The organism is Natrarchaeobius oligotrophus (genome assembly GCF_003841465.1).
Lineage (GTDB): Archaea > Halobacteriota > Halobacteria > Halobacteriales > Natrialbaceae > Natrarchaeobius > Natrarchaeobius oligotrophus.
Window position 1 is genome coordinate 1 of sequence record NZ_REFZ01000007.1, and the last position, 22,245, is coordinate 22,245.

A 22,245-nucleotide genomic window follows, 5' to 3' on the forward strand; every position below is an offset into this window, starting at 1 on the left:
TCGCCGCCACCGCTGCTCGACCGGTTGATCGACGACGCACAGAAGATCCACCAGCAACGGCCAGTGTTACAAGAGACGCTCGCTACCGCTACGCAACCGAGGTGTGAGTCTTAGCTAAAGACGAATACTGAAACGATTTACCCACAGCCGTCGGCGATCACGTCCACTGGCAGTCTATAACTACGATGACCGGCAGGCGGTCGATCGTTCCACTCGAACCCTGCGGCGAGAGCGCAAAACACAGGAAGGATTATTGGACTCGCGGCCACCGGTACAGCCATGACCGACTTTGCGGAACGAGTCGAACAGGTCTCGATCAGCGGCATTCGAGAGGTGTTCGAGGCCGCGAGCGAGGACGCGATCAACCTCGGTATCGGCCAGCCGGACTTCCCGACGCCCGAACACGCCCGCCGGGGCGCGATGGAGGCCATCGAGAACGGCCAGACCGACGCCTACACGTCGAACAAGGGAACCCGAAGCCTGCGGGAGGCGATCGCCGCGGCGTACGACCGCGAGTACGGCCTCGAGATCGATCCCGAAGACGCCATCGCCACGTCGGGCGGCAGCGAGGCGCTCCACCTCGTGCTCGAGGCCCACGTCGATCCGGGCCAGGAGGTGATCTTCCCCGATCCGGGGTTCGTCTCCTACGACGCGCTGACGCGGATCGCCGGCGGGACGCCCAAGCCCGTCCCACTGCGGGAGGATCTGACGCTCGATCCCGCGACGGTCGAGGAGACGATCACCGACGAGACGGCCGTCTTCGTCGTCAACAGTCCGGCCAACCCGACGGGTGCCGTCCAGAGCGAGGACGATATGCGAGAGTTCGCCCGCATCGCCGACGAACACGACGTGCTCTGTCTCTCCGACGAGGTGTACGAGCACATCGTGTTCGACGGCGTCCACCGCTCGCCCCTAGAGTTCGCCGAGACGGACAACGTCGTCGTCGTCAGCGCCTGCTCGAAGACGTACTCGATGACCGGCTGGCGACTCGGCTGGGTCGTCGGCTCCAACCGACGGATCGAACGGATGCTCCGCGTCCACCAGTACGCCCAGGCTTGCGCCTCCGCGCCCGCACAGTACGCCGCCGAAGCCGCGCTGACGGGGCCACAGGAGCCGGTCGCCGAGATGGTCGAGGCCTTCGAGCGCCGCCGCGACGTCGTCCTCGACGGCCTCGAGGACGCCGGCCTCGAGGTGCCGACGCCCCAGGGCGCGTTCTACGTCATGCCGAAGGTCCCCGACGGCTGGTGCGACGCGGTGCTCGACCGCGACGTGATCGTCGTCCCCGGCGGAGCCTTCGGCGCGAACGGCGAGGGCTACGCCCGACTCTCGTACGCGACGGGGACGGAGGAGCTAAAAGAGGCGCTCGAGATCATCGACGAGGCGACGGCGGCGGTTCGATAGCGCTTCGGCCAGGTTCAGTCTCTTCTCGGCTCGATCGGCCCCGATCCGACTCGGTGCTGTCGCTGGGCCGCCTGATCGATCGACTCCCTGCTGACCGCACTCGTCGAAGTTACCGACTCGCAACCGCGAACTTCGCGACGATCGTCTCGATCACCTCGAAGTCGTCGGTGACTCATAGGGAGAGCGTAGATCCTCAGACTGTACGATATATAAATGACGGACATGTTGGGTTGAAGTCCAAGACGTAGGGCACGAGTTCAGCACGTCGACTTCGTTTGTTTCACGTTGAAACAAGCGAGCCGGACGTCCGGTAGATCTGCGTACAAATCGATACGTCGAGTGGCGCAAGAGCTTTGTATGTCAGTGAGGTAGTGGGTATTAGGTGGTTCAAAATGGGAAAGATCGCATCTGAAGCGAACAACGGGGAGGAACTCACGCTCACAGTGGACGATAGAGGGCGGGTAACACTCCCAAAAGAGGTTCGAGACCGATTAGGAATAGAATCGAACGATGAGATTCCTGCAACTCTCGTCGGATCGGTCCTCGAGGTCAACCCCAAACCGAGTTCGAAATTAGAGACAGCAACAGCCGGTCGGGAGAACTGGGAGAATACGACACCAACTGATGCCGGAGAAACGCTTTTCGGGCCAATGGACCAGTGAGCGACTCTCCGATGACTCTCCCGACTGAAGTGACGGTTCTCACTGACGTGAACGTGCTAGCAATCGCGCTCACCGATGATCATCCTGCGCACGACGATGTGTATCCGTGGATCGAGGACGCGATCGATGGACCAAACGTCTTGCTCGTGTTCGATTACTATCCGTTACGAGCGCAGTATCTCATGACGAGCAATTTTGGCGTAGACGAAGTTGCTGCTCGAAATGCCATTCGATCACTTATCAATAGCCCTGCACGAATCGTCAGCGCCACCGAGACAACGCTGCTCGAGGCGTACGAGATCAGCGCAGAGAAAAACCACGACGTGTACGATTCGTTCATCGTCGCGCTTACACGAGCATACGACACTGATTACTTGATTACGACTGACGGTGATTTTGACGACCTGTGTGACGATGAAGATGTAACATACGTCAATCCAATCCCGGCTGAGAAACGTGAGAAATTGGCACTGATTGACGGATAGTGTGGTCTGAGATGTGTGTTTGGTCCGAACTGAGCGAGCATTTGTTTTGCAAATCAAGCAGATCTCGTACCACATTCGCGCTTCGTATTCATCAGTCTCAATTTCTCAACTACTCGAGATGTGTGAGACAAAATTATGAGTCGCGTTGCTAATCCCTGTTAGTATCGTTCCAAGCGTCGACTGCCGAGCGCAAGCGGCCCCACCGGATGAGTTCACTCAGCAGTTCGGGCTTGGAGTACTCGGGGCTGTTCCGGTTTCGCTGCCCAGCCGTCGACGGTCGGGCCGGCGCCGGCGACGACCCGATTCGGTTCGGTGAACTCGATCGCTTCGGTCCCGACCATCGCGTCCGCGAGTTCGTCGTCGTTCGGACCGGATCGCCGCGCGCACTCGACTCGAGCGGAGCATCCCCTCGAACTGCTCGGTTTCGAGGTGTATCCTTATCCCGATCCCCTCCGTCCACTCGAACGGTATGCGCGCTGTACGCCTTCACGACCACGGCGACGCGGACGTACTGCAGGTCGACGAGACCGATCGACCGGAGCCCGGAGCCGACGAACTACTCGTCGAGGTGACCGCCGCGGGCGTCAACCCCGTCGACACCTACTTTCGCGACGGCTCGTACGAACCGGCCGCGATTCCGTTCACGCCCGGCGTCGACGTGGCAGGCGTCGTCGCGGAAGTCGGCGGAGACGTCACGGCGTTCGAGGCGGGCGACCGCGTCTACGGAACCGGTATCGGAAACGGCACGTTCCAGGGATCGTACGCCGAGTACGCGACGATTCCGACCGATCGAGTCGTTACTCTTCCCGACGGCGCTGACCTCCTCGAAGCCGGCGCGGCGGGCGTCGTCGCCGTCACCGCCTGGCGCGCGCTGATCGACCACGCCGACCTCGAGCCCGCCGAGTACTGTCTGGTCCACGGGGGGTCGGGCGGCGTCGGTCACGCGGCCGTGCAGATCGCACGCGCCGTGAACGCCCGGGTGATCACGACCGCCGCGCCGGAGTATCACGACGACCTCCGAAGCCTGGGTGCCGAGACCGTCCTCGACTACGGTCGGGACGACCTCGAGGAGGCGGTCCTCGAAGCGTCCGACGGCGGCGTCGACGTGATCCTGGATCACCGACTCGACGACTACCTGCAGTTCGACGCGAACGTCGCGGCCGAGAACGCCCGCGTCGTCGGCATCGGCGAGAACAGTCCCGATCCCGGCTTCACCGACGACGGGGCCGCCCGATCGAAGGACGTCACCTACACGTTCATGAGCATGTTCAACACGCCCGATCTGCGGGTTCCGCTCCGGGGCGTCGCCCACCTCGTGGACGTCGGCGCGCTCTCGATCGCCGTCGCCCGCAGCTACGACCTCGAGGAGGCGGGCGAGGCCCAGCGGGCGGCGATGGAAGACAGCTTCCTCGGAAAGCTCGTCGTCGAGCCCTGAGCGGGAGCGCAGGGTCGAGACCGACCCGCGTTCTCGCCGGATTCGGGTTCGTCCCGTCCGGTTCCGTCGACGGGTCCGGACTCTTCCCGCGCCCTCGACAGGTCCCCGTCGGTAACAACGTTGATGGCAGTCCTGACCGACCCACCGGTATGGAACGCGACTGCTCGTTCCTCGAGGACCTCCCGCTCGGGGACGATCGATACTCGTTTGCGGCCGGGCGACGCGAGTCACACGCCACGGATTTCGGCACGGAACACCGGGGCGACGGCGTCACGCCCGACGCGGTGGTCTGGCCGGAGTCCACCGCGGACGTCTCTGCGGTGCTGGCGGCGGCGACCGACCGCGACGTCCCGGTCACGCCCTACGCCGCGGGGACGGGTCTCGAGGGGAGTGCGGTGGCGACCCGCGGCGGGATCAGCATGGATCTCACGCGAATGGACGCGGTCGTCGACTACCGCCCCGAGGACTTTCAGATCGACGTCGAACCCGGCGTCGTCGGGTCGTCCGTCGACGAGCACGTCGCCCGCGACGGGCTCTTTTTTCCGCCGCTACCCTCGTCCGGCGACATCTCGACGATCGGCGGGATGATCGCGACCGACGCGAGCGGGATGCAGACGGTCAGATACGGAGAGGTCGCGGACTGGGTGCTCGGCCTCGAGGCCGTCCTCGCCGACGGGACGGTCGTCGAGACGGGCACGCGGGCGAGCAAGACCTCGAGCGGCTACAACCTCACCGAACTGCTCGTCGGTAGCGAGGGAACACTCGCCGTGGTGACGCGGGCGACGCTCGAACTCGCGGGTAGACCCGAGCAGATCCGCGGCGGCCGCGCGGTCTTCGAGTCGCTTTCTGACGCGACCGACGCCGTCTCCGAGGCGATTCGGACGGAGATCGACGTCGCACGAATCGAGCTTCTCGACGCCCTCACCGTCCGGATGGCAAACGAGTACCTCGGCACCGACCTCCCCGACTCGCCGACGGTCTTTCTCGAGTTTCACGCCAACCACGGCATCGACGCGGAAATCTCGCTGTGTGAAGCGATCTTCGAGGAGTACGGTGCGGTCGGATTCGAGGTGAGCGGCGACGACGCGGAGATGGCCGACCTCTGGGAAGCCCGGCGGGAACTCGCTCACGCCGAGTTACACTACGAGTCGGATCTCGAGCCCTACCGCTACGGCGACGTGACGGTCCCGATCAGCGCCTACTCCGAGATCGTCCGCGAGACCAAGCGGATCGCCGAGACGTACGACCTCCTGATGCCCTGTTTCGGCCACGCGGGTGACGGAAACCTCCACTACACGGCGCTCGTCGATCCGGACGATCCCGACTCCCTCGAGCGAGGAAAGCGAGCCTACGAGGCGGTCGTCGATCGGGCGATCGACCTCGGCGGGACGATCACCGGCGAACACGGTATCGGGACGGGAAAACGAGCCTATCTCGAGGACGAACACGGGACCGCGGCGGTAGAGACGATGCGGACGATCAAGCGCGCGCTCGACCCGGCCGGCACGCTGAATCCGGGAACGATCTTCTTCGAGGGCGACTGAACGGCGAGTGCGTCTCGAGGACGACCGACCGGCGACGCGTTCGCACGCGGGCGCGCCTAGAAGCAGGTCTCCGTCTCACACCGCGAGCCGTCCCGCCAGGTCGCGCCCGTGAGGTCGACGTCCGCGATCGTCGCTCCGCTCAACGACGCGTCCTCGAGCGTCGACTTCCGCAGATCCGCGCCGGTGAAGTCGACGAGCCGAAGGTCCGCGTCCGACAGGTTCGCCTCCACGAGGGTCGTCTCCGAGAGGTCGCCGCGCGAGAGGTCGCTCCCCGAGAAGTCGGTGCTCGAGAGATCCGCTCCCGAGAGGTCGACCGCCGAGAGGTCGACGTTGCTCGCGGTCGCGCCCGTGAGCGTGACGTCCTCGATCGCCGCGTCGGTGAGGTCGGCGTCGGAGACGTCGGCGTCGGTGAGATTCGCGCCGGCGAGAGACGACTCGGACAGGTCGGCACCCGCGAGGTCCGCTCCCGTGAGGTTCGTCCCCGAGAGATCCGACTCGATGAGGGTGGCGTCGCGGAGGACGATTCCCGAGAGGTCGTCGCCCGAGAAGTCCCGTCCCGGCAGCTCGGTCCCGGAGTAATCCGTTTCCGAGAGGTCGGCGGCGGCGAGTTCGCTCACCAGGATGTCCGCACCACGAATGTCGGCGTCCGAGAGGTTCGCTCCCGAGAGATCCGCCAGAAAGAAGTTGGCGTCTCTGAGGTCAGAAGCCGAGAGATCCGCGTCGGTGAGGTCGGCCTCGGTGAGGTCGACGCCGCGGAGGTCGCACCCCGAGAGGTCCGCACCTGCGAGATCCGCCTCCGGTCCGACCTCGTGGCCGTTACACTCGACCGTCTCGTCGCCGCTCGCGAGACAGCCGGCGAGTCCGGCGACCGCTCCCGCGGTCGCGAGTCGACCGAGCAGTCGTCGTCTCGAGGGGCTCGATGCTGCGTTCGAGTCGGTTCGATCGTGTTGCATGGGTCTGGAGGGCAGTCGCGTTCGATGAGAGAACGTGGGGCATCTCCCAAGTCAGTTGCGGTCGGCGTCGTCGCGGGTCGTCGTTGTGGACCCTCGCTCGAAGTTCGGCCCACCGGCGGCGATCCGCGGCTCGACGACTCGTACGGATTGCTGTACCGATTTACCGGCGCACCTGCGACCCGGACGGCGGGTGCGCCGATACTGACGTACAGTAAACCGTATCACTCGCGGAGGCGGACGTCGACGACGTCGACGCCGTCTCTAGCCAGCGCGTCCGCGAGCGCGGCCTCGATTTCGTCAGCCGTCTCGACGCGTTCCCCGCGAGCGCCGTAACTGCGAGCGCTGCGGACCGGATCGACCGCCGGATCGATGTCCGTGCCGACGACGTCCGACCGGTTCGACCCCAGCAGGGAGTTCGCGTTCTCCTCGAGCGCCCGGTAGCGGCGGTTGTTCGCGACGACGACCGTGAGGTCGATCCGCCGGCGAACCGCGCTGTAGATCGCCTGCGGATAGTAGTAGTACGAACCGTCGCCGACGAACGCGATCACGTCACTCGACTCCCCGCGATCGCTCTCTGCGAGGGCCGCGCCGACGGCCGCCGGGAGTCCGTACCCCAGCCCGCCGCCCTTGTTCGAGACGTACTGCGTCGGCTCGAGCGGAACGCGTGACAACAGCGCGTGTTTCGCCGTGACGCTCTCGTCGACGACGAACGCGTCGGCGGCGACGCGCTCTATCGCCTCGACGAGGTCGTCGACCGTCGCCCGCCGGTCGCCGGGCCGACCGTTTCCGCTCGACGAGCCGCCCGCAGCCAGTTTCGTGGCGACGGTATCCGCGGTAGCGACGGCGTCTTCGAGCCGGTCCCGACGCTCGTCTTCCGGGAGCCGGGTCCGAACTCGCGTCGCGAGTTCGTCGAGGACGACGCCCGGATCGCCGAGGATCGCCGCGTCGGCGGGGCGGTTCTTGCCGAGTTGCCAGGCGTCGGCTCCGAGGTGGATGCAGACCGTCCCCCGGTCGACGATCGGTTTCTCGTGACCCGTCACCGTCGCGTTCGTCGAACAGCCCGCGAAGACGATCGTCTCCGCGTCGAAGAGTCGCCGAGCGAGCTTCCCGTCCGGCGGAACGTGCGAGACCCACTGGTCGTGCTCGGTCGGAAAGGCGACCTCGCTCGAGAGGATCTCGCCGTGGACCCGCGCGCCGGTCGCCTCCGCGAATTCGACCGCAGCGGCGACCGCGTTCCGCCCCGCTCGAGCGACGCCGTCGCCCACGACGAGCACCGGCCGATCGGCGGCGACGAGCAGCGTCGCCGCGCGCTCTAGCTGTGCGGGGTCGCCGCCGCCCGCGGTCGGAACGGGACCGAGACGCTCCGGCTCGTCGTCCGTCTCCGCGAGCAGAACGTCGAGCGGGAGTCCGAGAAAGACGGGGCCGGTCGGGGGCGTCGTCGCGACCCGAAACGCCCGTCGGAGCATCGTCGGGAGGGCGGCGACGTCGAGCACTTCGTCGGACCACGTGCAGTGTGCCGCCGCCGTCCGCGCGAGGTCGCCCGAGAGGATCGGCTCCTGGTGGCGAACGCCAGTCCCGTGGTTACCCGCGGTGACGACCAGCGGCGCGCCGGCCGCCGCCGCGCCGTGGAGGTTACCGAGCCCGTGGGCCAGGCCGGGCGCGACGTGCAGGTTCACGACGCCGACCGGCCGGATCGATTCGTCTTCCTGGGCGTGATAGCGCCGGGTCTGGGCGTAGCCGGCTGCCATCCCGACCGCCACGTCCTCGTGCAGTGCGAGCACGTACTCGAGATCAGTTTGGTCGATCGCCTCGAGTATCGGTAGCTCCGTCGTGCCCGGATTGCCGAAGACGTACTCGACGCCGTAGCGTTCGAGCGCGTCGACGAAGAGAGCTGCTCCAGTGGTCGAGGTAGTCACGGACCACCGTCAGTCGTGACAGTGCGTCAACTTTTCGTTTCGAGCGACGGACGCGGTTCCGGACGACGGCCGCCGACGCTCGACGGACGACCGGGGTTGCCCCGTGGCGGGGATATATACGTCAGCTCGTGATCACACGGGATATGCCCCTCTCTCGACACGGGGCGGGCGTCGAGGCGACGGTCCGTGCGTTCTGGTCGCAGGTTCACCCCGTGTTTATGCTGCCGCCGCTCGCCGCGTCGCTGTTCGGCGCGATCCTCTCGGGTGAGGTCGCCCTCGAGCCAGCGGCGATTCACGTGCTCGCGATATTCGCGGCGGTGTACACGGCCCACGTCAAGGACGGGTACGTCGACTTCCACGTGCGGGGCGAAGACGACGACCATCCGCTCACGGCGACGGGGTGTCGGATCGGACTTACCCTCTCGACGATTGCGTTCGTCGCCTGCTGTCTCCTCCTGTGGGTGCTGGGCGCGCAGCTGGCGGTCGCGCTCACGCTGCCGACGTGGCTGATCGCCTACCACCACGCGCCTCAGCTGGATACGAACCCGCTGACGGCGACCACCGGCTACCCGCTCGGGATCGCACTCTCGATCCTCGGCGGCTTCGCGACCCAGGCCGGCACGGTAACGGCGCTCCCGCTCGGATTCGCCGCCGTTTTTCTCGTCCTGCTCTCGGGGATCAAAGTGATCGACGACGCACAGGACTACGACTACGACCGATCGATCGCAAAGCGGACGGTCGCCGTCGTTCTCGGTCCGGAACGCGCCTACGACGTCGCGTACGGTCTGATGGCATTCGCGCTGGTCGCGGTCGTCGCCCTCGCGATCACTCGAGTGTTCCCGCCCGGCTCGGTGCTGGCGGTTCTCGCGTTCGCCGCGGTCGCCGCGGTCGCTCGCCGGGCGAATCCCGAACTCGCGACGATGCTGCTGGTGAGGGGATCGTACGTGTTCCTCGCCGTCCTCGTCGCCGCCGTCTGGTTCGAACCGGTCGCCACGATCGGCGTTGCCACCGGCTGATGCGGACCGCCGTCCGTCGTCGTCGTAACCGCGACCGTCCTGCGATCGCACCGGTACATCGAAACGGCACTCGTAGCGCGGAAAACCACCCCGTCGAACGTTTTCGTCCAGTATATGTGTCCGCGGTACGCATCCCCGCGTATGAAAGACGTTTGTATCGTCGGCGGAGGCGTCTCCGGACTCTCCGCGTCGATCTACACGGCCCGTGCTGGACTGAACACCCTCGTCGTCGACGGCGGCGAATCGATCCTCGCGCGTAACGCGAGTCTCGAGAACTATCCCGGCTTCCCGGACGGCGTCGACGCCCGCCGGTTCGTCCAGCTGGTTCGAGAACAGGCCAGAAACGCCGGCGCGACGTTCGAACTCGGCCGGGTGACGGCCGTCGAAGCGGTCGACGAGACCGACCTCGAGGCCGGCTTCGTCCTCGAGACCGAGGGCGGCGATCCGATCGAGGCCCGTCGGGTGATCGCGGCGTCGTGGTCCGACAGCGAGTACCTCGTGCCGCTCGACGTCGGGCGCATCCAGCGCGGGAGCAAACACTTCGTGGACGTCGACGAGGCCGGACGGACGGCGGTCGACGGCGTCTACGCGGCCGGCCGGGTCGCGAACGAGCCCCACCAGGCGATCGTCGCGGCGGGCCACGGTGCGAAGGTCGCACTCGCCGCGATCCACGACGCCGACGTGAACTTCTATCACGACTGGGTCGTCCCCGAGGGCTACTTCACCGGACGGGGTCGCGAGGTGCCCCCCGGCTGCGAGGAGATCGACGACGACGAACGCCGACGGCGCGACGAGCGCGCGCGCGAACGGCTGCTCGAGGCGCTTTCGGAGCCGCTCGACGAACGGCCGACGATGCACCCGAGCGTCGATCTCGACTGAGTCGTTTCCTCGCAGGAGGGGCACCTCGTCCGCTCCGTGAGGACCTCCCGGAACGTTATCACGGCTCCCGGTGGAGTGTCCGACGAGTTGTGACGGGAGCATGACGAAACGAAGACGATCCGGACCGATCTCCCTCCGGACGACGGCGGAACGGAACGCACTCGGCGCGGCGAGTCGGTACGCTCGAGCGAACGACCTCTCGTCGCCCGGCGAAACCGCGTACCTCGAGGCGCTCGCGGACGCCCGCAACGAAATTCTCTTTCGACTCGTCCGGGGTCTCCTTCGCGGTCGGCCGGCAGGACTCGCCGATCCGGCGTTCGTCGCGATCGATCGGTCGGATTCGAACGACGGCGCTTCCGGTTCGGCCCGTGGCCCATTCGCCATCGGGGACCCGTCCGAACCGCCGAACGCGGTCGACGATCCGTCGAGTCTTCGCGAGGCGCTATCGCCGGAGATCGACGTCAGCGTCGACCGACTTCGTTCGCTCTTCGATCCCCTTCGCGATCGGCACCGCCGGTTCGCCCTCGTCCCGTTTCCCGGCTCCGAGACCCTGTTACTCGCGCCGCTCGCGGCGAGACACGGCTACGATCGGTTTCGGTTCGACGGTTCGATCCGTGGGTGGTCGCCGGCCGAGCGACCGGGCGATTCGAGTGCGGACGAAACTGCCGTCGAGTCGACGGCGAACGACGCGAACGCGCGGGAGACGGCGGAGAAACCGGCCCGTAGGACGACAAACGGCGGTCTCGAACGGATCGCACACCCGGTCGATCTCGTTCCCCTCCTCGAGCGCGAGGGCGCGTTCGTGGACGGGGCCCAGGCCGAGCGAATCCGATTCGAACTGTCCGACAGCGTCGCCAACCTCGCGCTTGCTCAGCTCGCGGGCGACGTTCACGCGAAAGCGGTCGACGCGATCGACGCCGGCTCGACGCTCGAGGCGATCGCGGCGGGCGTTCCGGCGGCCGACCCCGCGAGCGCGTTCGAGCGGATCGTCACCGACGGGCACCCGTTCCACCCGGCCGGGAAGCTCAGACGCGGGATGTCCGCCGCGGACGGGCTCGCCTACGCGCCGGAGTTCGCCGACCGGATCGACATCCGGTTCGTCGCGATCGATCGGGCGTTCGCCCTCGAGAGCCACGCGTCCGGCTCCGATCGGCTGACAGAGCGGCTGTTCGAGACGTTCGACGGCCTCGAGCCGGCCGTGGAGCAGGAACTTCCCTCGGACGCGGGCCGTGACGAGTACGCCGTCGTCCCCGTGCATCCGCTTCAGTACCACCGGACGGTTCCGGAGCGCTACGCTCGCCAGCGCGACGACGGGCGAGTCGTTCCGATTCCGGAATTCGCACGCCCGGCGACGCCCCTCCTCAATCTCAGGACGGTCGTTCCGCACGAGGGCGAACGCACGGCCGACGGACCGATCTCACACCTCAAGCTCGCGATTCCGGTCCAGACGACGAACGTCGTTCGAACGCTGTCTCCGAACGCCGTCTCGAACGGGCCGCGACTGACCGACGTCGTGCGTGCGATCGACGAGCGCGAATCCTTCGAGACGCTCGGAATACTCGCGGAGCCTGCGGCGACGTGTTACCACCCGCCGAGCGGCCCCGATCCGGGAGGCGAGGCGTTCGACGACGCCAGACACCTCTCGGCGCTGCTCCGGGCTGCGCCGTCGGCTCACCGGCTCGTCCCCGACGACGGGCTGGCGGTCGTCGCCTCGAGTCTGGTGGCCGACGCGCCGGGGACCGACCGCCCGCTCGTCTGCGAGCTGATCGACCGCTACGGTGGGAGTGTGGACGCTCGGACCGACGGGGAGGCGGCGCTCGCGTTCCTCGAGCGATACGTAGCGGTCGTCGTCCCCGACCAGCTTCGGCTGCTGTCCGCGTACGGGATCGCCCTCGAGAGCCACCTTCAGAACAGCCTGGTCGTCTTCGATCCCGACGACGCGCGTCCCGTCGCGACGCTGGTGCGCGACCTGGGCGGAATCCGCGCCCACCGCGGCCGCCTCGCGGATCGAGGGCTCTCGTTCGAGCCGTATCCGAACTCCGACCTCGACGCCGACGGCGAGCGAGACTGTTACCGGAAGCTGTACTACGCGCTCTTTCAGAACCACCTCGCGGAACTCGTGGCGACGATCGTCCGCGAGCGCGAGGTCGACGAAGCGGACTGCTGGCGGTTGATTCGAACGAGTTGCGAGCGGACGTTCGAGCGTCTGCGTGGCGACTCGTCGGTCCCCTCCGATCGGATCCGCCGAGACGAGCGCGCGCTGGTTTCGGATCCGACGGAACACAAGGCGCTGACCGCGATGCGCCTGCGCGGCAAGCGCCACGAGTACGTGACGAGCGAGGTGGCGAACCCGCTGGCTCGCTACGCTTAACACGCCGGCGTGAGAAGATCGAACGAATGCTCGAGGGAGTCAACGTCGCGCTCGGGGTAACGGGGTCGATCGCCGCGGTCAAGACGGTCGAGCTGGCCCACGAGCTGCGACGGCGAGGGGCGGCCGTTCGGGGGGTGATGACCGACAGCGCGCGCGGAATCGTCCACCCCTGGGCGCTCGAGTTCGCGACGGACGCCGAGGTCGTCACGGAGATCACCGGCGGCGTCGAGCACGTCGAACTCTGTGGCTACGACGGCTGGGCCGACGTCCTCCTGATCGCGCCGGCGACGGCCAACACCGTCGGGAAGATCGCGGGAGCCGTCGACGACACACCCGTGACGACGTGTGCGACGACCGCGCTGGGCGCGGGCACGCCCGTCGTGATCGCACCCGCGATGCACGAGCCGATGTACGACCACCCGGGCGTCCTCGAGGCCATCGAGACCGTCGAGGGATGGGGAGTCGAGTTCGTCTCCCCGCGCATCGAGGAGGGGAAAGCGAAGATCGCGAGCGAGGAGGCGATCGTCTGCGACGTGGCCCGGGCCGCGGGCGACCGGTCGCTCGAGGGACGCCGCGTCGTCGTCACCAGCGGCGCGACGAGCGAGCCGATCGATCCGGTTCGGGTTCTCACGAACCGATCCTCGGGGAAGATGGGACGGGCCGTCGCGCGGGCCTGTTACGTCCGCGGAGCCGACGTGACCCTCGTCCACGACGGCGACTCCGTTCCCTACGCCGACGTCCGCGAGGTCGAACGCGCCGAGGAGATGCTCGCGGCGACGCGGGAGGCCTGCGACGACGCGGACGCGCTCGTTTCGGCCGCCGCGATCGGCGACTACACGCTCGAAGAGAGCGAAGAGAAGATCCGCTCGGGACGGGAGCGGACGCTCGAGCTCGAGCCCGCGCCCAAACTGATCGACGAGATCCGCGCCGACCGCCCGACGCTCCCGATCGTCGGGTTCAAGACCGAAACGTCGGGCGACGAGCGTGCGATGATAGAGAAGGCGAGGGAGACGCTCGAGCGCGCCGATCTCGCGTTCGTCGTGGCCAACGACGCGAGCGTGATGGGTGCCGATCGAACGCGAGCGCTGCTGGTTCACGCGGCCGACGTCGCGCGCTACGAGGGGTCGAAAGCCGGGCTGGCCGAGGAGATCGCCGCCTCGATCGCGACGATGCTGGCCGGCGGTCCGGATCGTCAGCACTAATCTCACACCTCACGTCCGCGTTCGGTTGCTGGCGTTACGTTCTCTCCTCCGGACGTGAGTTAACTTTCGACGCCCGACGACCTGATTCGAGTCGCGGACAGGAGAACTATATAGGTGGCGTTCCTGCCCCGGACTAATGGGTGTACGATCGGTTACGCGGACGAGGGCGGTCGACTCGAGGGGGGTGAGCTGGTGTGGCACAGCAACACCGTACTGACGAGTCCCGGCGGGTCGACCGCGGCGAGGAAACCGACGCCGTCGACGACGCGCTCGAGGAGGACCTCTCGAAAGGCGAGATCTTCGAAGTCCTCCGCAATCAGCGACGACGGTACGTGCTCCACTACCTGAAACAGGACGGTCGTCCCGTCGAGCTGGGTGATCTCGCCCAGCAGGTCGCCGCCTGGGAGTACGAGACGACACTCGAGGGCGTCACGCCGGAACAGCGCAAACGAGTCTACACGACGCTCCAGCAGACGCACCTGCCGAAGATGGACGAGGCGGGCATCCTCGCGTTCGACTCGGACGCCGGACGCATCGAGGCGACCGATCGAACGCGGGACATCACCGTCTACCTCGAGATCGTGCCGGGCCACGAGTTCGCCTGGCGGGAGCTCTATCTCTCGCTGGGAGCCGTCGGCTGTGCGCTGGTCGCCGCGCTCTGGCTCGAGATCTATCCGCTGACGCTGCTGTCGGATCTGACCTGGGCGGGGATCGTCTCCGTGACGGTGACGGCCACGGCGGTCGCACACATCTACTACGAACGGCAGATGCGCCTCGGTCGCGGCGAGCAACCGCCCGAACTCAGCTTCGGCGACGACTGAGACGGATCGCTGTCCCGATGTACCGATCCGGCCACGAACCGTCAGCGATCGCGCCGACAGCGACGGACGTCGAACGCGCCTCGCTCGTTTTCACCGCGGAGACGACGGGTACCGGACGTCCCGCCCGGATCGTCAGCTTTTACTCGGACACCGACCGACCCACGACATGGATCAGTTAGAACGGTCGCTTCTCGAGGCTCCGATCGTGGAGAAAAACGGCTACCACTACTTCGTCCACCCGATCAGCGACGGCGTTCCGAAGCTCGATCCGACCCTGTTGCGCGAGATCGTCATCCGAATCATCCGGAAGGCGAAACTCGAGGAGGTCGATCGGATCGTCACCCCCGCCGCGATGGGGATCCACATCTCGACCGCGGTGTCGCTGATGACGGACATCCCGCTGACGGTCATCCGCAAGCGACAGTACGGTCTCGAAGGCGAGGTCGCGATCTCCCAGGAGACCGGCTACTCGGAAAACGAGATGTACATCAACGACGTTCGCGAGGGCGAACGCGTGCTCGTCCTCGACGACGTGCTCTCGACGGGCGGCACGCTCGCGTCCGTTCTCGAGGCGCTCGACGAAATCGGCGCGGAGGTCGTCGACACGGTCGCGGTGATCAAGAAAGTCGGTGGCGAGAACAAAGTCGACGACGCCGGCTACGACGTCAAGACGCTGATCAACGTCGACGTCGTCGACGGCGAGGTCGTCATCGTCGACGAGAACGGCGATTCCTGAGACGGGGTACTGCACGTCAGTTCCGGCGCACCCGCGACACGGGCGGCGGGTGCACCGGTACGTCGGTGCAGTAATCCGTACGAGGTCCTAGCAAATTTCGGCCACTGCACAATGCCTATATCGGCGGGCTAGCAACGACAGTGATATGGACTGTCGGGAGGGCAAGGACGAAGCCGTCGATCGACGATCGGTTCTCGGCGGGTTCGCGACGGTGGGTTCGCTGGGGCTCGCTGGGTGTATCAGCGCCGAAGACGACGACCCCGTCGAAGCCGAAACTGAGGCCGAACGGTTGATTCTCCGTGGATTCGAGGACGAGGGGGTCGATGCTCCCGTCGAAACGACGATCTACGCGAACGCCGAAAACGACGAGCGATCGCGCTGGGCGCAACTGGTGCAACACGAGTTGAACGAGACGGAGCTGTTCGACGTCGGCTTCCAGCAACTCGAGTGGGGGAGCTACGAGCAGCTCTGTCTCAACATGGCGGAAAACGAGGAAAACTGCCTCATCACGCTCGATATCAGCGGTGGCTGGGATCCACACTCGTACGTCAATCTTCTCTTTCACTCGGCTCACTGGGCTCCGAACGGGTTCAACTTCAATCACTTCGCGGACGACCGCGTCGACGAGCTGATCGACGCCGGACGATCCGAAAGCGACCGAACGGAGCGCGTCGAGATCTACGAGCAACTACAGGAACGGCTCCTCCAGCAGTTACCGATCTCGATCCTCCGGTACGGCGAGGAGGCGACGGTGTACCGCCGCGACTCGGTCGAGCGTTGGCGACAGTATCCGTTGCCCGGGATCGAGTACGACACCGTGTACGCGCCGTACGCGGGCGAGTACGTCGAACTGGCCGACGGCGGAGACGCGGAACTCGTCGGCGATGCCGTCGCCACGGTCTCGAATCCGGATCCGATCCGGATGCACGACACCACCTCGAACATGGTTACGAGCCTCATCTACGAGGGGCTGCTCGCGGTCGACTTCGAGGGGCGGCCACAGCCCCAGCTCGCGACCGACTGGGAGCAACTCGACGAGACGACCTACCGATTCGAGCTCCGGGAGGGAGTCACGTTTCACAACGGCGAGTCGCTCACCGCCGATCACGTCCGCTTCTCGCTCGAGCGCTACGAGGGCTCGCCCCGGGCGAACGACGTGTACGACTGGTACGAAGGGGTGGACGTCGTCGACGACCACGAACTCGAGATCCGCCTCGTCGAGGAGTACGGCCCGTTCGAGACGAGCGTCGGGCTCCCGATCGTTCCGCTGGCCGCCGGTGACGACGGCGAGCCGGACCTCTCGGAACGCCCGGTGGGCACCGGCCCCTACGCGTTCGCCGGCCGCGACGAGGGGGAGTACTGGCGACTGAATCGGTTCGAGGACCACTGGTTCGACGGCGACGACGACGTTCCCGAGACGCCGCCGATCGAGACGATTACTCTCCGAATCGTCTCCGAGTCCGCGTCCAGGCAGGCCGCCCTCGAGGCCGGCGAACTCGACGTCGCGACCGGGCTGCCGGCCGAGAGCATTCCCGACTTCGACGAGGCCGAAGGGTACGGCGTCGAACGATCCGTCGCTGGCGCGATCGACTTCCTCGTCTATCCGCGCTACCTCGAGCCGTTCGGAAACGTCGACGTCAGGCGGGGAATCGACCGGTTGATTCCCCGAGAACGGATCGTCAACGAGGTGTACGCCGGTGCCGGCTCCGTCGGATACACGCCGATTCCCTCGCTGCTCGCGGAGTACGCCGACCCCGACTTCGAAGCCGCTATCGTCGACGAATACCTCGGGTGAGCAAACGGACGGATTTCCATCGATCGCATGTCGCTCGCAAAATACGCGCTCCGACGAGCACTGGTTTCGGTTCCGGTACTGCTCGGTGCGACGGCCATCACGTTCTCGTTCGTCTATCTCGCGCCCGGCGATCCGATCGATACGCTCGTCGGATTTGACGCGGTCGACCCCGCGGTCGAGGAGGCGCTTCGCGCCGAACACAACCTCGACCGTCCACTCTGGGAGCAGTACCTTCTGTGGCTCCGGGACGTCCTCGTTCTCGAGTTCGGCACGTCGCCGATCACCGGACGCGACGTCGCGGCGACGATCGCCGGCCGACTTCCGGCAACGATTGCCCTCGGCGTCGCCGCGTGGGCGCTGTCGCTGCTGATCGGCGTTCCCGCCGGCATCGTCGCGGCGGTCAACTACGGCGAACTCGAGGACGAACTGAGTCGCGTCGCGGCGCTTGCGGGCATCGCGACGCCGAACTTCTGGCTCGGACTGGTGTTGCTGTTCGTCTTCGGCGTCCACCTGGGCTGGGTCCGGGTGACGCCGCCCGACGCACCGCTGGCGAGCCTCGAGATGCTGTGGTTTCTGGTTTTGCCCACGATCACCCTCGGGACGGCGTCGGCAGCGCTGGTGATGCGACTGATGCGGTCGTCGATGCGCCGCGAACTGAACGAGCCGTACGTCCGCACCGCGCGGGCGAAGGGACTCTCTGAACGGACGGTGATCTACAAGCACGTCCTGCGTAACTCGCTGATCGCGGTCGTCACCGTCGCCGGCCTCCAGGTCGCCTTTCTCGTCGACGGTGCGGTCGTCGTCGAACAGGTGTTCTCCTGGCCGGGGATGGGACGGCTCCTCGTCGAGGCGGTCGGCCGCCGGGACGTCCCCGTCGTACAGGGTGTCGTGCTGTTGATCGCCGTTTCGGTCGTTCTCGCGAACCTGCTCGTCGACCTCGCCTACGCCGTCCTCGACCCACGAATCCGATACGACCGATGACACGACCCGAACCGACCACCGAACGCGGCCGGATCCGAATCGAGGGCTTCGACGAGCCCGCCGCGGCGGCGTCGCTCGAGGGAACCGCTCGGCCGAACGTCGGCCCGTGGTCTCGCGACGGAGACGGTGAGGACGCCGCCCGTGTGAGCCGACCGGACGAGCGGACGCCGACGGTCGGTCGCCGCCGTCGACTCGCGGACGTCTGGCGCCGGTTTCGATCGAACCGGGCGGCGACCGTCGGCTTCGCGATCGTCGCCGGGCTGGTGCTGGTGTCGGTGTTCGCCCGCCCGATCGAGTTCTCCGCGGGCGGGTACGCGGTCACCGTCCAGCCGTTCTCGCTCGCGCCGTACGATCCGGCCCGGCCGGCGGTCGGACCGTCGAACGCCGGCCCGTCGCTCGCCCACCCGTTCGGTACCGACTGGGCGGGACGGGACGTCTTCTCGCGCGTGCTCGTCGGCGGCCGATTCAGCCTGAGCATCGGCGCGATCGCCGTGGCGCTCGCGCTCTGCGTGGGCGTCCCGCTCGGCGCGATCGCGGGGTACGTCGGCGGCTGGGTCGACGAGGCGATCATGCGGACCGTCGACACCCTCTACGCGTTCCCGTTTCTCGTCCTCGCGATCGCGGTCGTCGCGATCCTCGGCCAGGGCTACTGGAACGTCGTCGCAGCGCTGGTCGCGACCGGCTGGCTCTCGTACGCCCGGCTGTTGCGCGGCGAAGTGCTCTCGATCGCGGAACGCGAGTACGTCGACGCGGCCGAGGCGCTCGGCATCCCGCACCGAACGATCCTGGCCCGACACGTCGTCCCCAACGCCGTCGCGCCGGTCGTCGTCCAGGCGACGCTGAACGTCGGCAACGTCGTCCTCGCGGCGGCGGCGCTTGGCTTTCTCGGCCTCGGCCTCGAGCCCGGAACGGCCGAGTGGGGGACGATGCTCGCCGGCGGCCGGTCGGCGCTCATGCAGGGTCACTGGCACGTCACGGTCTTTCCCGGGATCGCGATTTTCCTGTTCGTCCTCGGGATCAACCTCGTCGGCGACGGGCTCACCGACGCGCTCGATCCGCGAAGCGAGTTCGAACGGAGGGTTCGCTGATGGCGCTGCTCGAGGTCGAGAACCTCTCGGTTCAGTTCTACACCGAAGACGGCGTCGTCCGCGCCGTCGACGGTCTCAGCTACGAGATCGAACGCGGAGAAACCGTCGGCGTCGTCGGCGAAAGCGGCGCGGGAAAGAGCGTCGCCGCTCTCTCGCTGTTGCGCCTTATCGACGATCCCGGCGAGATCGTCGACGGCTCGATTCGGTTTCGCGGCCGGGACGTCCTCTCGTTCTCGAGCGACGAGCTTCGACGGTTCCGGGGGAACGACGTCGCGATCGCGTTTCAGGATCCGGAGGCGGCGCTCAATCCGGTCTACACGGTCGGCGAGCAGGTGGCCGAGACGATCCGCGCACACGGCGTCGCGAGCGGCGACGCGGCCCGCGAGCGGGCGATTTCGCTGCTCGAGCGGGTCGGCATTCCCGACGCCGCCACCCGGTACTCGCACTATCCCCACGAGTTCTCGGGCGGTATGGTCCAGCGTGCCGTCCTCGCGATGGCGCTGTCGTGCGAGCCCGACCTGCTGGTGCTCGACGAGCCGACGACCGGTCTCGACGTGACGATCCAGGCGCAGGTGCTCGAGCTGCTCGAGGAGCTTTCGTCGTCGTTCGACACCGCCATCCAACTCGTGACGCACGACCTCGGCGTGGTCGCACGGCGGTGCGATCGCGTGGTGGTGATGTACGCCGGACGGGCCATCGAGCGAGCGACCGTCGAGGATCTGTTCTACGATCCGTCTCACCCGTACACCGCGGGACTCATGGCGTCGATCCCCCGTATCGGCGACGGGGCCGATCGGCTCCCGACGATACCCGGCCGGATGGCGGATCCCGTCGATCCGCCGACCGGCTGTCCGTTCCACCCGCGCTGTCCGTACGCCGAACCGGTGTGTGAAACGCACAGGCCCGGGCTCGTCGACGTCGAAACCGGCGAGCCCGTTGCGGACGCGACCGCGCCCGATCACCTCGCCGCCTGCCACGAGCACACGGGCGACCTCGACGGCGGGCTCGAGTACGAGGTCCTGATCGACGACGAAACGACCGCGAGCGGAGGCGGGACCGATCCATGAGCGGCGACGTCGTGCTTCGGGCCGAGGGCCTCGCGAAGGAGTACGACTCGGCCGACGGCCTGCTCGATCGGCTTCTGGGCTCCGGCGGCACGATCCGGGCCGTCGACGGCGTCGACCTCGAGCTTTCGGCGGGCGAGACGCTCGGCCTGGTCGGCGAGAGCGGCTGCGGCAAGACGACGCTCGCGAAGCTGCTGACCGGCCTCCTCGAACCCACCGACGGGACGGCGACCTACCGCGACGTCGACGTCGCCTCTCCCCCTCGGTCGGAACGACGAACGGTGCAGACGAACGTACAGTACGTCTTTCAGAATCCCTCGGCCAGCCTCGATCCGCGCCTGCCCGTCGGAGACGCGGTCCGCGAGCCGCTTTCGGTCCACGACGTCGTCCCCGCTCGCGGACGAGACGAGCGCGTCGGGGACCTGCTCGAGGTCGTCGGTCTGACCCGCGACCACGCCGGCCGCTACCCGCGGGAGTGTTCCGGCGGCCAGCGCCAGCGGATCGCCATCGCTCGCGCCCTCGCCGTCGAACCCGAGGTTCTCGTCCTGGACGAACCCGTCTCGGCGCTCGACGCAGCCGAACAGGCCCGGCTACTCAACCTGCTGGCGGACCTCCAGGACGAGTTCGAGCTCTCCGTTCTCGTCGTCAGCCACGACCTCGCGGTCGTCGACCACGTCGCCGACCGGCTGGCGGTGATGTACCTCGGACGGATCGTCGAGCGCGGCCCGACCCGAGCGCTCCTCGAGCGAGACGTCCACCCGTACACCGAGGCCCTGCTGTCGGCGGTGCCGGAACCCGATCCGGGCTGGGAGGGCGACCGGATCGTCCTGCGCGGCGACGTCCCGTCTCCGGCGGATCCGCCGTCCGGCTGTCGGTTTCACACCCGCTGTCCGCGGATCGTTCCCCCCGCCGAGTACGACCTCCCGACCGAGCAGTTCCGCGGCGTGATGGATCTCCGCGCGCGGATCGCAGCCGTCGCGGACGGCGACGCGTCGCTCGAGTCGGTCTTCGAATCCGCAGACGACCCCGCCGTCGCGATCCGCGACGCGCACGACCTTCCGCGCCGGCTCGCGGATCCGACCGCCGAGCGAACGCTCTCGAACGCCCTCGAGGCGATCGTCGCGGGCGACGCCGGGACGGCCCGCGAGCGACTCGAGTCGGGCTTCGAGACGCCGTGTGCGACGACCCGACCCGAACTGCGGTCGCCGAAAGCGGAATCCGGCCGCCGCCGGATCGCGTGCCACCGCTTCGACGAGTCGGTCGTCGCCTCGACGGACGACGGGCCGGCGGACTCGACGCCCGACTCGAGCGACGAGCCACGCGCGGACGTCGAGCCGGCCGGCGAATCGGAGGTGTTCGAGTGAGACGGATCTACGACTCGGACGCGCTCGAGCGCGACGACGACGATCCGTTCCGTCCGTCCGGCCGCGACGAACCCGCCAGCCGATCGATCGACTGGGCGGCGTTCAGCCACGCGTTCGTCCCCGTCGGACTCCGGACGCGGGCGATCGACGTCGGCGTCTCGACGAACCGGACCGTCTACGAGGTCGGCCAGCCGGTCCGGATCGAATTCGAGTTTCGTAATCGACTCCCGTTTCCGATCGCGATTCCGACCGACTCGCCGAACGTCTGGACCTGGGCCGTCGACGACGCGTCCGAAGCCGACGCCGTCTCTCGAACCGTTCCGGATCGGTCCGCGGCGTTCTCGTTCGCCCGCGGCGAGCGCAAGCGGTTTCGACGCACCTGGTGCCAGCGGATCCGGGTCGACGACGACGAGTGGCAGCCGGTCGGACCCGGGACGTACGCGCTCGAGGTGCGAATCTCCCGCGAAGACGCTCACGAGCGCGGACTCGTCGATCGAACGACGATCGAGATCACGAACCGACGGTGAGGACC

Annotated in this window: 19 protein-coding genes; 17 read left to right on the top strand and 2 right to left on the bottom strand. The window is 67.3% G+C overall.

Translation table 11 applies throughout. The annotated features are described in order from the left end of the window. Nucleotides 1-279 precede the first annotated feature (279 nt). From EA472_RS11470 to EA472_RS11490, 5 genes are all read left to right on the top strand, one after another. Entirely contained in the window at nt 280-1,401 is a 1,122-nt protein-coding gene (locus EA472_RS11470; RefSeq protein WP_124191657.1) for a pyridoxal phosphate-dependent aminotransferase, read from the top strand. 392 nt (nt 1,402-1,793) lie between these two features. Next, nucleotides 1,794-2,063 (top strand): AbrB/MazE/SpoVT family DNA-binding domain-containing protein, encoded by a 270-nt coding sequence (locus tag EA472_RS11475; RefSeq protein ID WP_124191658.1) that lies wholly within the window; start codon nt 1,794-1,796, stop codon nt 2,061-2,063. 11 nt (nt 2,064-2,074) lie between these two features. Further along, nucleotides 2,075-2,548 (top strand): type II toxin-antitoxin system VapC family toxin, encoded by a 474-nt coding sequence (locus EA472_RS11480; RefSeq protein WP_243637835.1) that lies wholly within the window; start codon nt 2,075-2,077, stop codon nt 2,546-2,548. A gap of 469 nt (nt 2,549-3,017) precedes the next feature. Continuing rightward, the gene (locus EA472_RS11485) at nt 3,018-3,983 is read left to right on the top strand and encodes an NADPH:quinone reductase (protein WP_124191660.1); all 966 of its coding nucleotides are present in this window, start codon (nt 3,018-3,020) and stop codon (nt 3,981-3,983) included. 149 nt (nt 3,984-4,132) lie between these two features. After that, entirely contained in the window at nt 4,133-5,527 is a 1,395-nt protein-coding gene (locus EA472_RS11490) for an FAD-binding oxidoreductase (RefSeq protein ID WP_124191661.1), read from the top strand. Nucleotides 5,528-5,583: 56 nt separating this feature from the next. On the opposite strand, the gene EA472_RS11495 is transcribed toward EA472_RS11490, so the two are convergent. Both EA472_RS11495 and EA472_RS11500 read right to left on the bottom strand, forming a co-directional pair. Further along, nucleotides 5,584-6,480 (bottom strand): pentapeptide repeat-containing protein, encoded by an 897-nt coding sequence (locus EA472_RS11495; protein ID WP_124191662.1) that lies wholly within the window; start codon nt 6,478-6,480, stop codon nt 5,584-5,586. 221 nt (nt 6,481-6,701) lie between these two features. After that, nucleotides 6,702-8,396 (bottom strand): thiamine pyrophosphate-binding protein, encoded by a 1,695-nt coding sequence (locus tag EA472_RS11500; RefSeq protein ID WP_124191663.1) that lies wholly within the window; start codon nt 8,394-8,396, stop codon nt 6,702-6,704. A 143-nt stretch (nt 8,397-8,539) separates the two neighbouring features. Between EA472_RS11500 and EA472_RS11505 the strand changes: the two genes are divergently transcribed. The 12 genes from EA472_RS11505 (at nt 8,540) to EA472_RS11560 (ending at nt 22,240) form a co-directional block, all read left to right on the top strand. Beyond that, nucleotides 8,540-9,412, top strand: a complete 873-nt coding sequence (locus EA472_RS11505; protein WP_124191664.1) for a UbiA family prenyltransferase — start codon at nt 8,540-8,542, stop codon at nt 9,410-9,412. 141 nt (nt 9,413-9,553) lie between these two features. Beyond that, the gene (locus tag EA472_RS11510) at nt 9,554-10,291 is read left to right on the top strand and encodes an NAD(P)/FAD-dependent oxidoreductase (RefSeq protein ID WP_124191665.1); all 738 of its coding nucleotides are present in this window, start codon (nt 9,554-9,556) and stop codon (nt 10,289-10,291) included. Nucleotides 10,292-10,391: 100 nt separating this feature from the next. Continuing rightward, a complete protein-coding gene (locus EA472_RS11515) occupies nt 10,392-12,662 on the top strand; it encodes an IucA/IucC family protein (protein ID WP_124191666.1) in 2,271 nt (756 codons plus the stop codon). 26 nt (nt 12,663-12,688) lie between these two features. Continuing rightward, entirely contained in the window at nt 12,689-13,864 is a 1,176-nt protein-coding gene (gene coaBC / locus EA472_RS11520; RefSeq protein WP_124191667.1) for a bifunctional phosphopantothenoylcysteine decarboxylase/phosphopantothenate--cysteine ligase CoaBC, read from the top strand. A gap of 194 nt (nt 13,865-14,058) precedes the next feature. Next, the gene (locus EA472_RS11525) at nt 14,059-14,685 is read left to right on the top strand and encodes a DUF7344 domain-containing protein (RefSeq protein WP_124191668.1); all 627 of its coding nucleotides are present in this window, start codon (nt 14,059-14,061) and stop codon (nt 14,683-14,685) included. Between the two features lie 166 nt (nt 14,686-14,851). Continuing rightward, complete coding sequence (gene hpt / locus EA472_RS11530; RefSeq protein WP_124191669.1) at nt 14,852-15,421, top strand: hypoxanthine/guanine phosphoribosyltransferase; 570 nt, start codon at nt 14,852-14,854, stop codon at nt 15,419-15,421. A gap of 145 nt (nt 15,422-15,566) precedes the next feature. Then, the gene (locus EA472_RS11535) at nt 15,567-17,216 is read left to right on the top strand and encodes an ABC transporter substrate-binding protein (protein WP_124191670.1); all 1,650 of its coding nucleotides are present in this window, start codon (nt 15,567-15,569) and stop codon (nt 17,214-17,216) included. Nucleotides 17,217-17,243: 27 nt separating this feature from the next. Beyond that, a complete protein-coding gene (locus tag EA472_RS11540) occupies nt 17,244-18,197 on the top strand; it encodes an ABC transporter permease (protein ID WP_124191671.1) in 954 nt (317 codons plus the stop codon). Next, on the top strand, nt 18,194-19,285 hold the full coding sequence (locus EA472_RS11545; protein WP_124191672.1) for an ABC transporter permease: 1,092 nt from the start codon (nt 18,194-18,196) through the stop codon (nt 19,283-19,285). Before EA472_RS11540 ends, EA472_RS11545 begins: the two co-directional genes overlap by 4 nt. Next, nucleotides 19,285-20,352: an ABC transporter ATP-binding protein gene (locus EA472_RS11550; protein ID WP_124191673.1), complete on the top strand. Its 1,068-nt coding sequence runs from the start codon at nt 19,285-19,287 to the stop codon at nt 20,350-20,352. Before EA472_RS11545 ends, EA472_RS11550 begins: the two co-directional genes overlap by 1 nt. After that, nucleotides 20,349-21,713, top strand: a complete 1,365-nt coding sequence (locus EA472_RS11555; protein ID WP_124191674.1) for an ABC transporter ATP-binding protein — start codon at nt 20,349-20,351, stop codon at nt 21,711-21,713. Before EA472_RS11550 ends, EA472_RS11555 begins: the two co-directional genes overlap by 4 nt. Beyond that, nucleotides 21,710-22,240 carry a hypothetical protein gene (locus EA472_RS11560; protein WP_124191675.1) on the top strand — a complete coding sequence of 177 codons (531 nt, stop codon included), beginning with the start codon at nt 21,710-21,712 and terminating at the stop codon, nt 22,238-22,240. Before EA472_RS11555 ends, EA472_RS11560 begins: the two co-directional genes overlap by 4 nt. Nucleotides 22,241-22,245 lie beyond the last annotated feature (5 nt).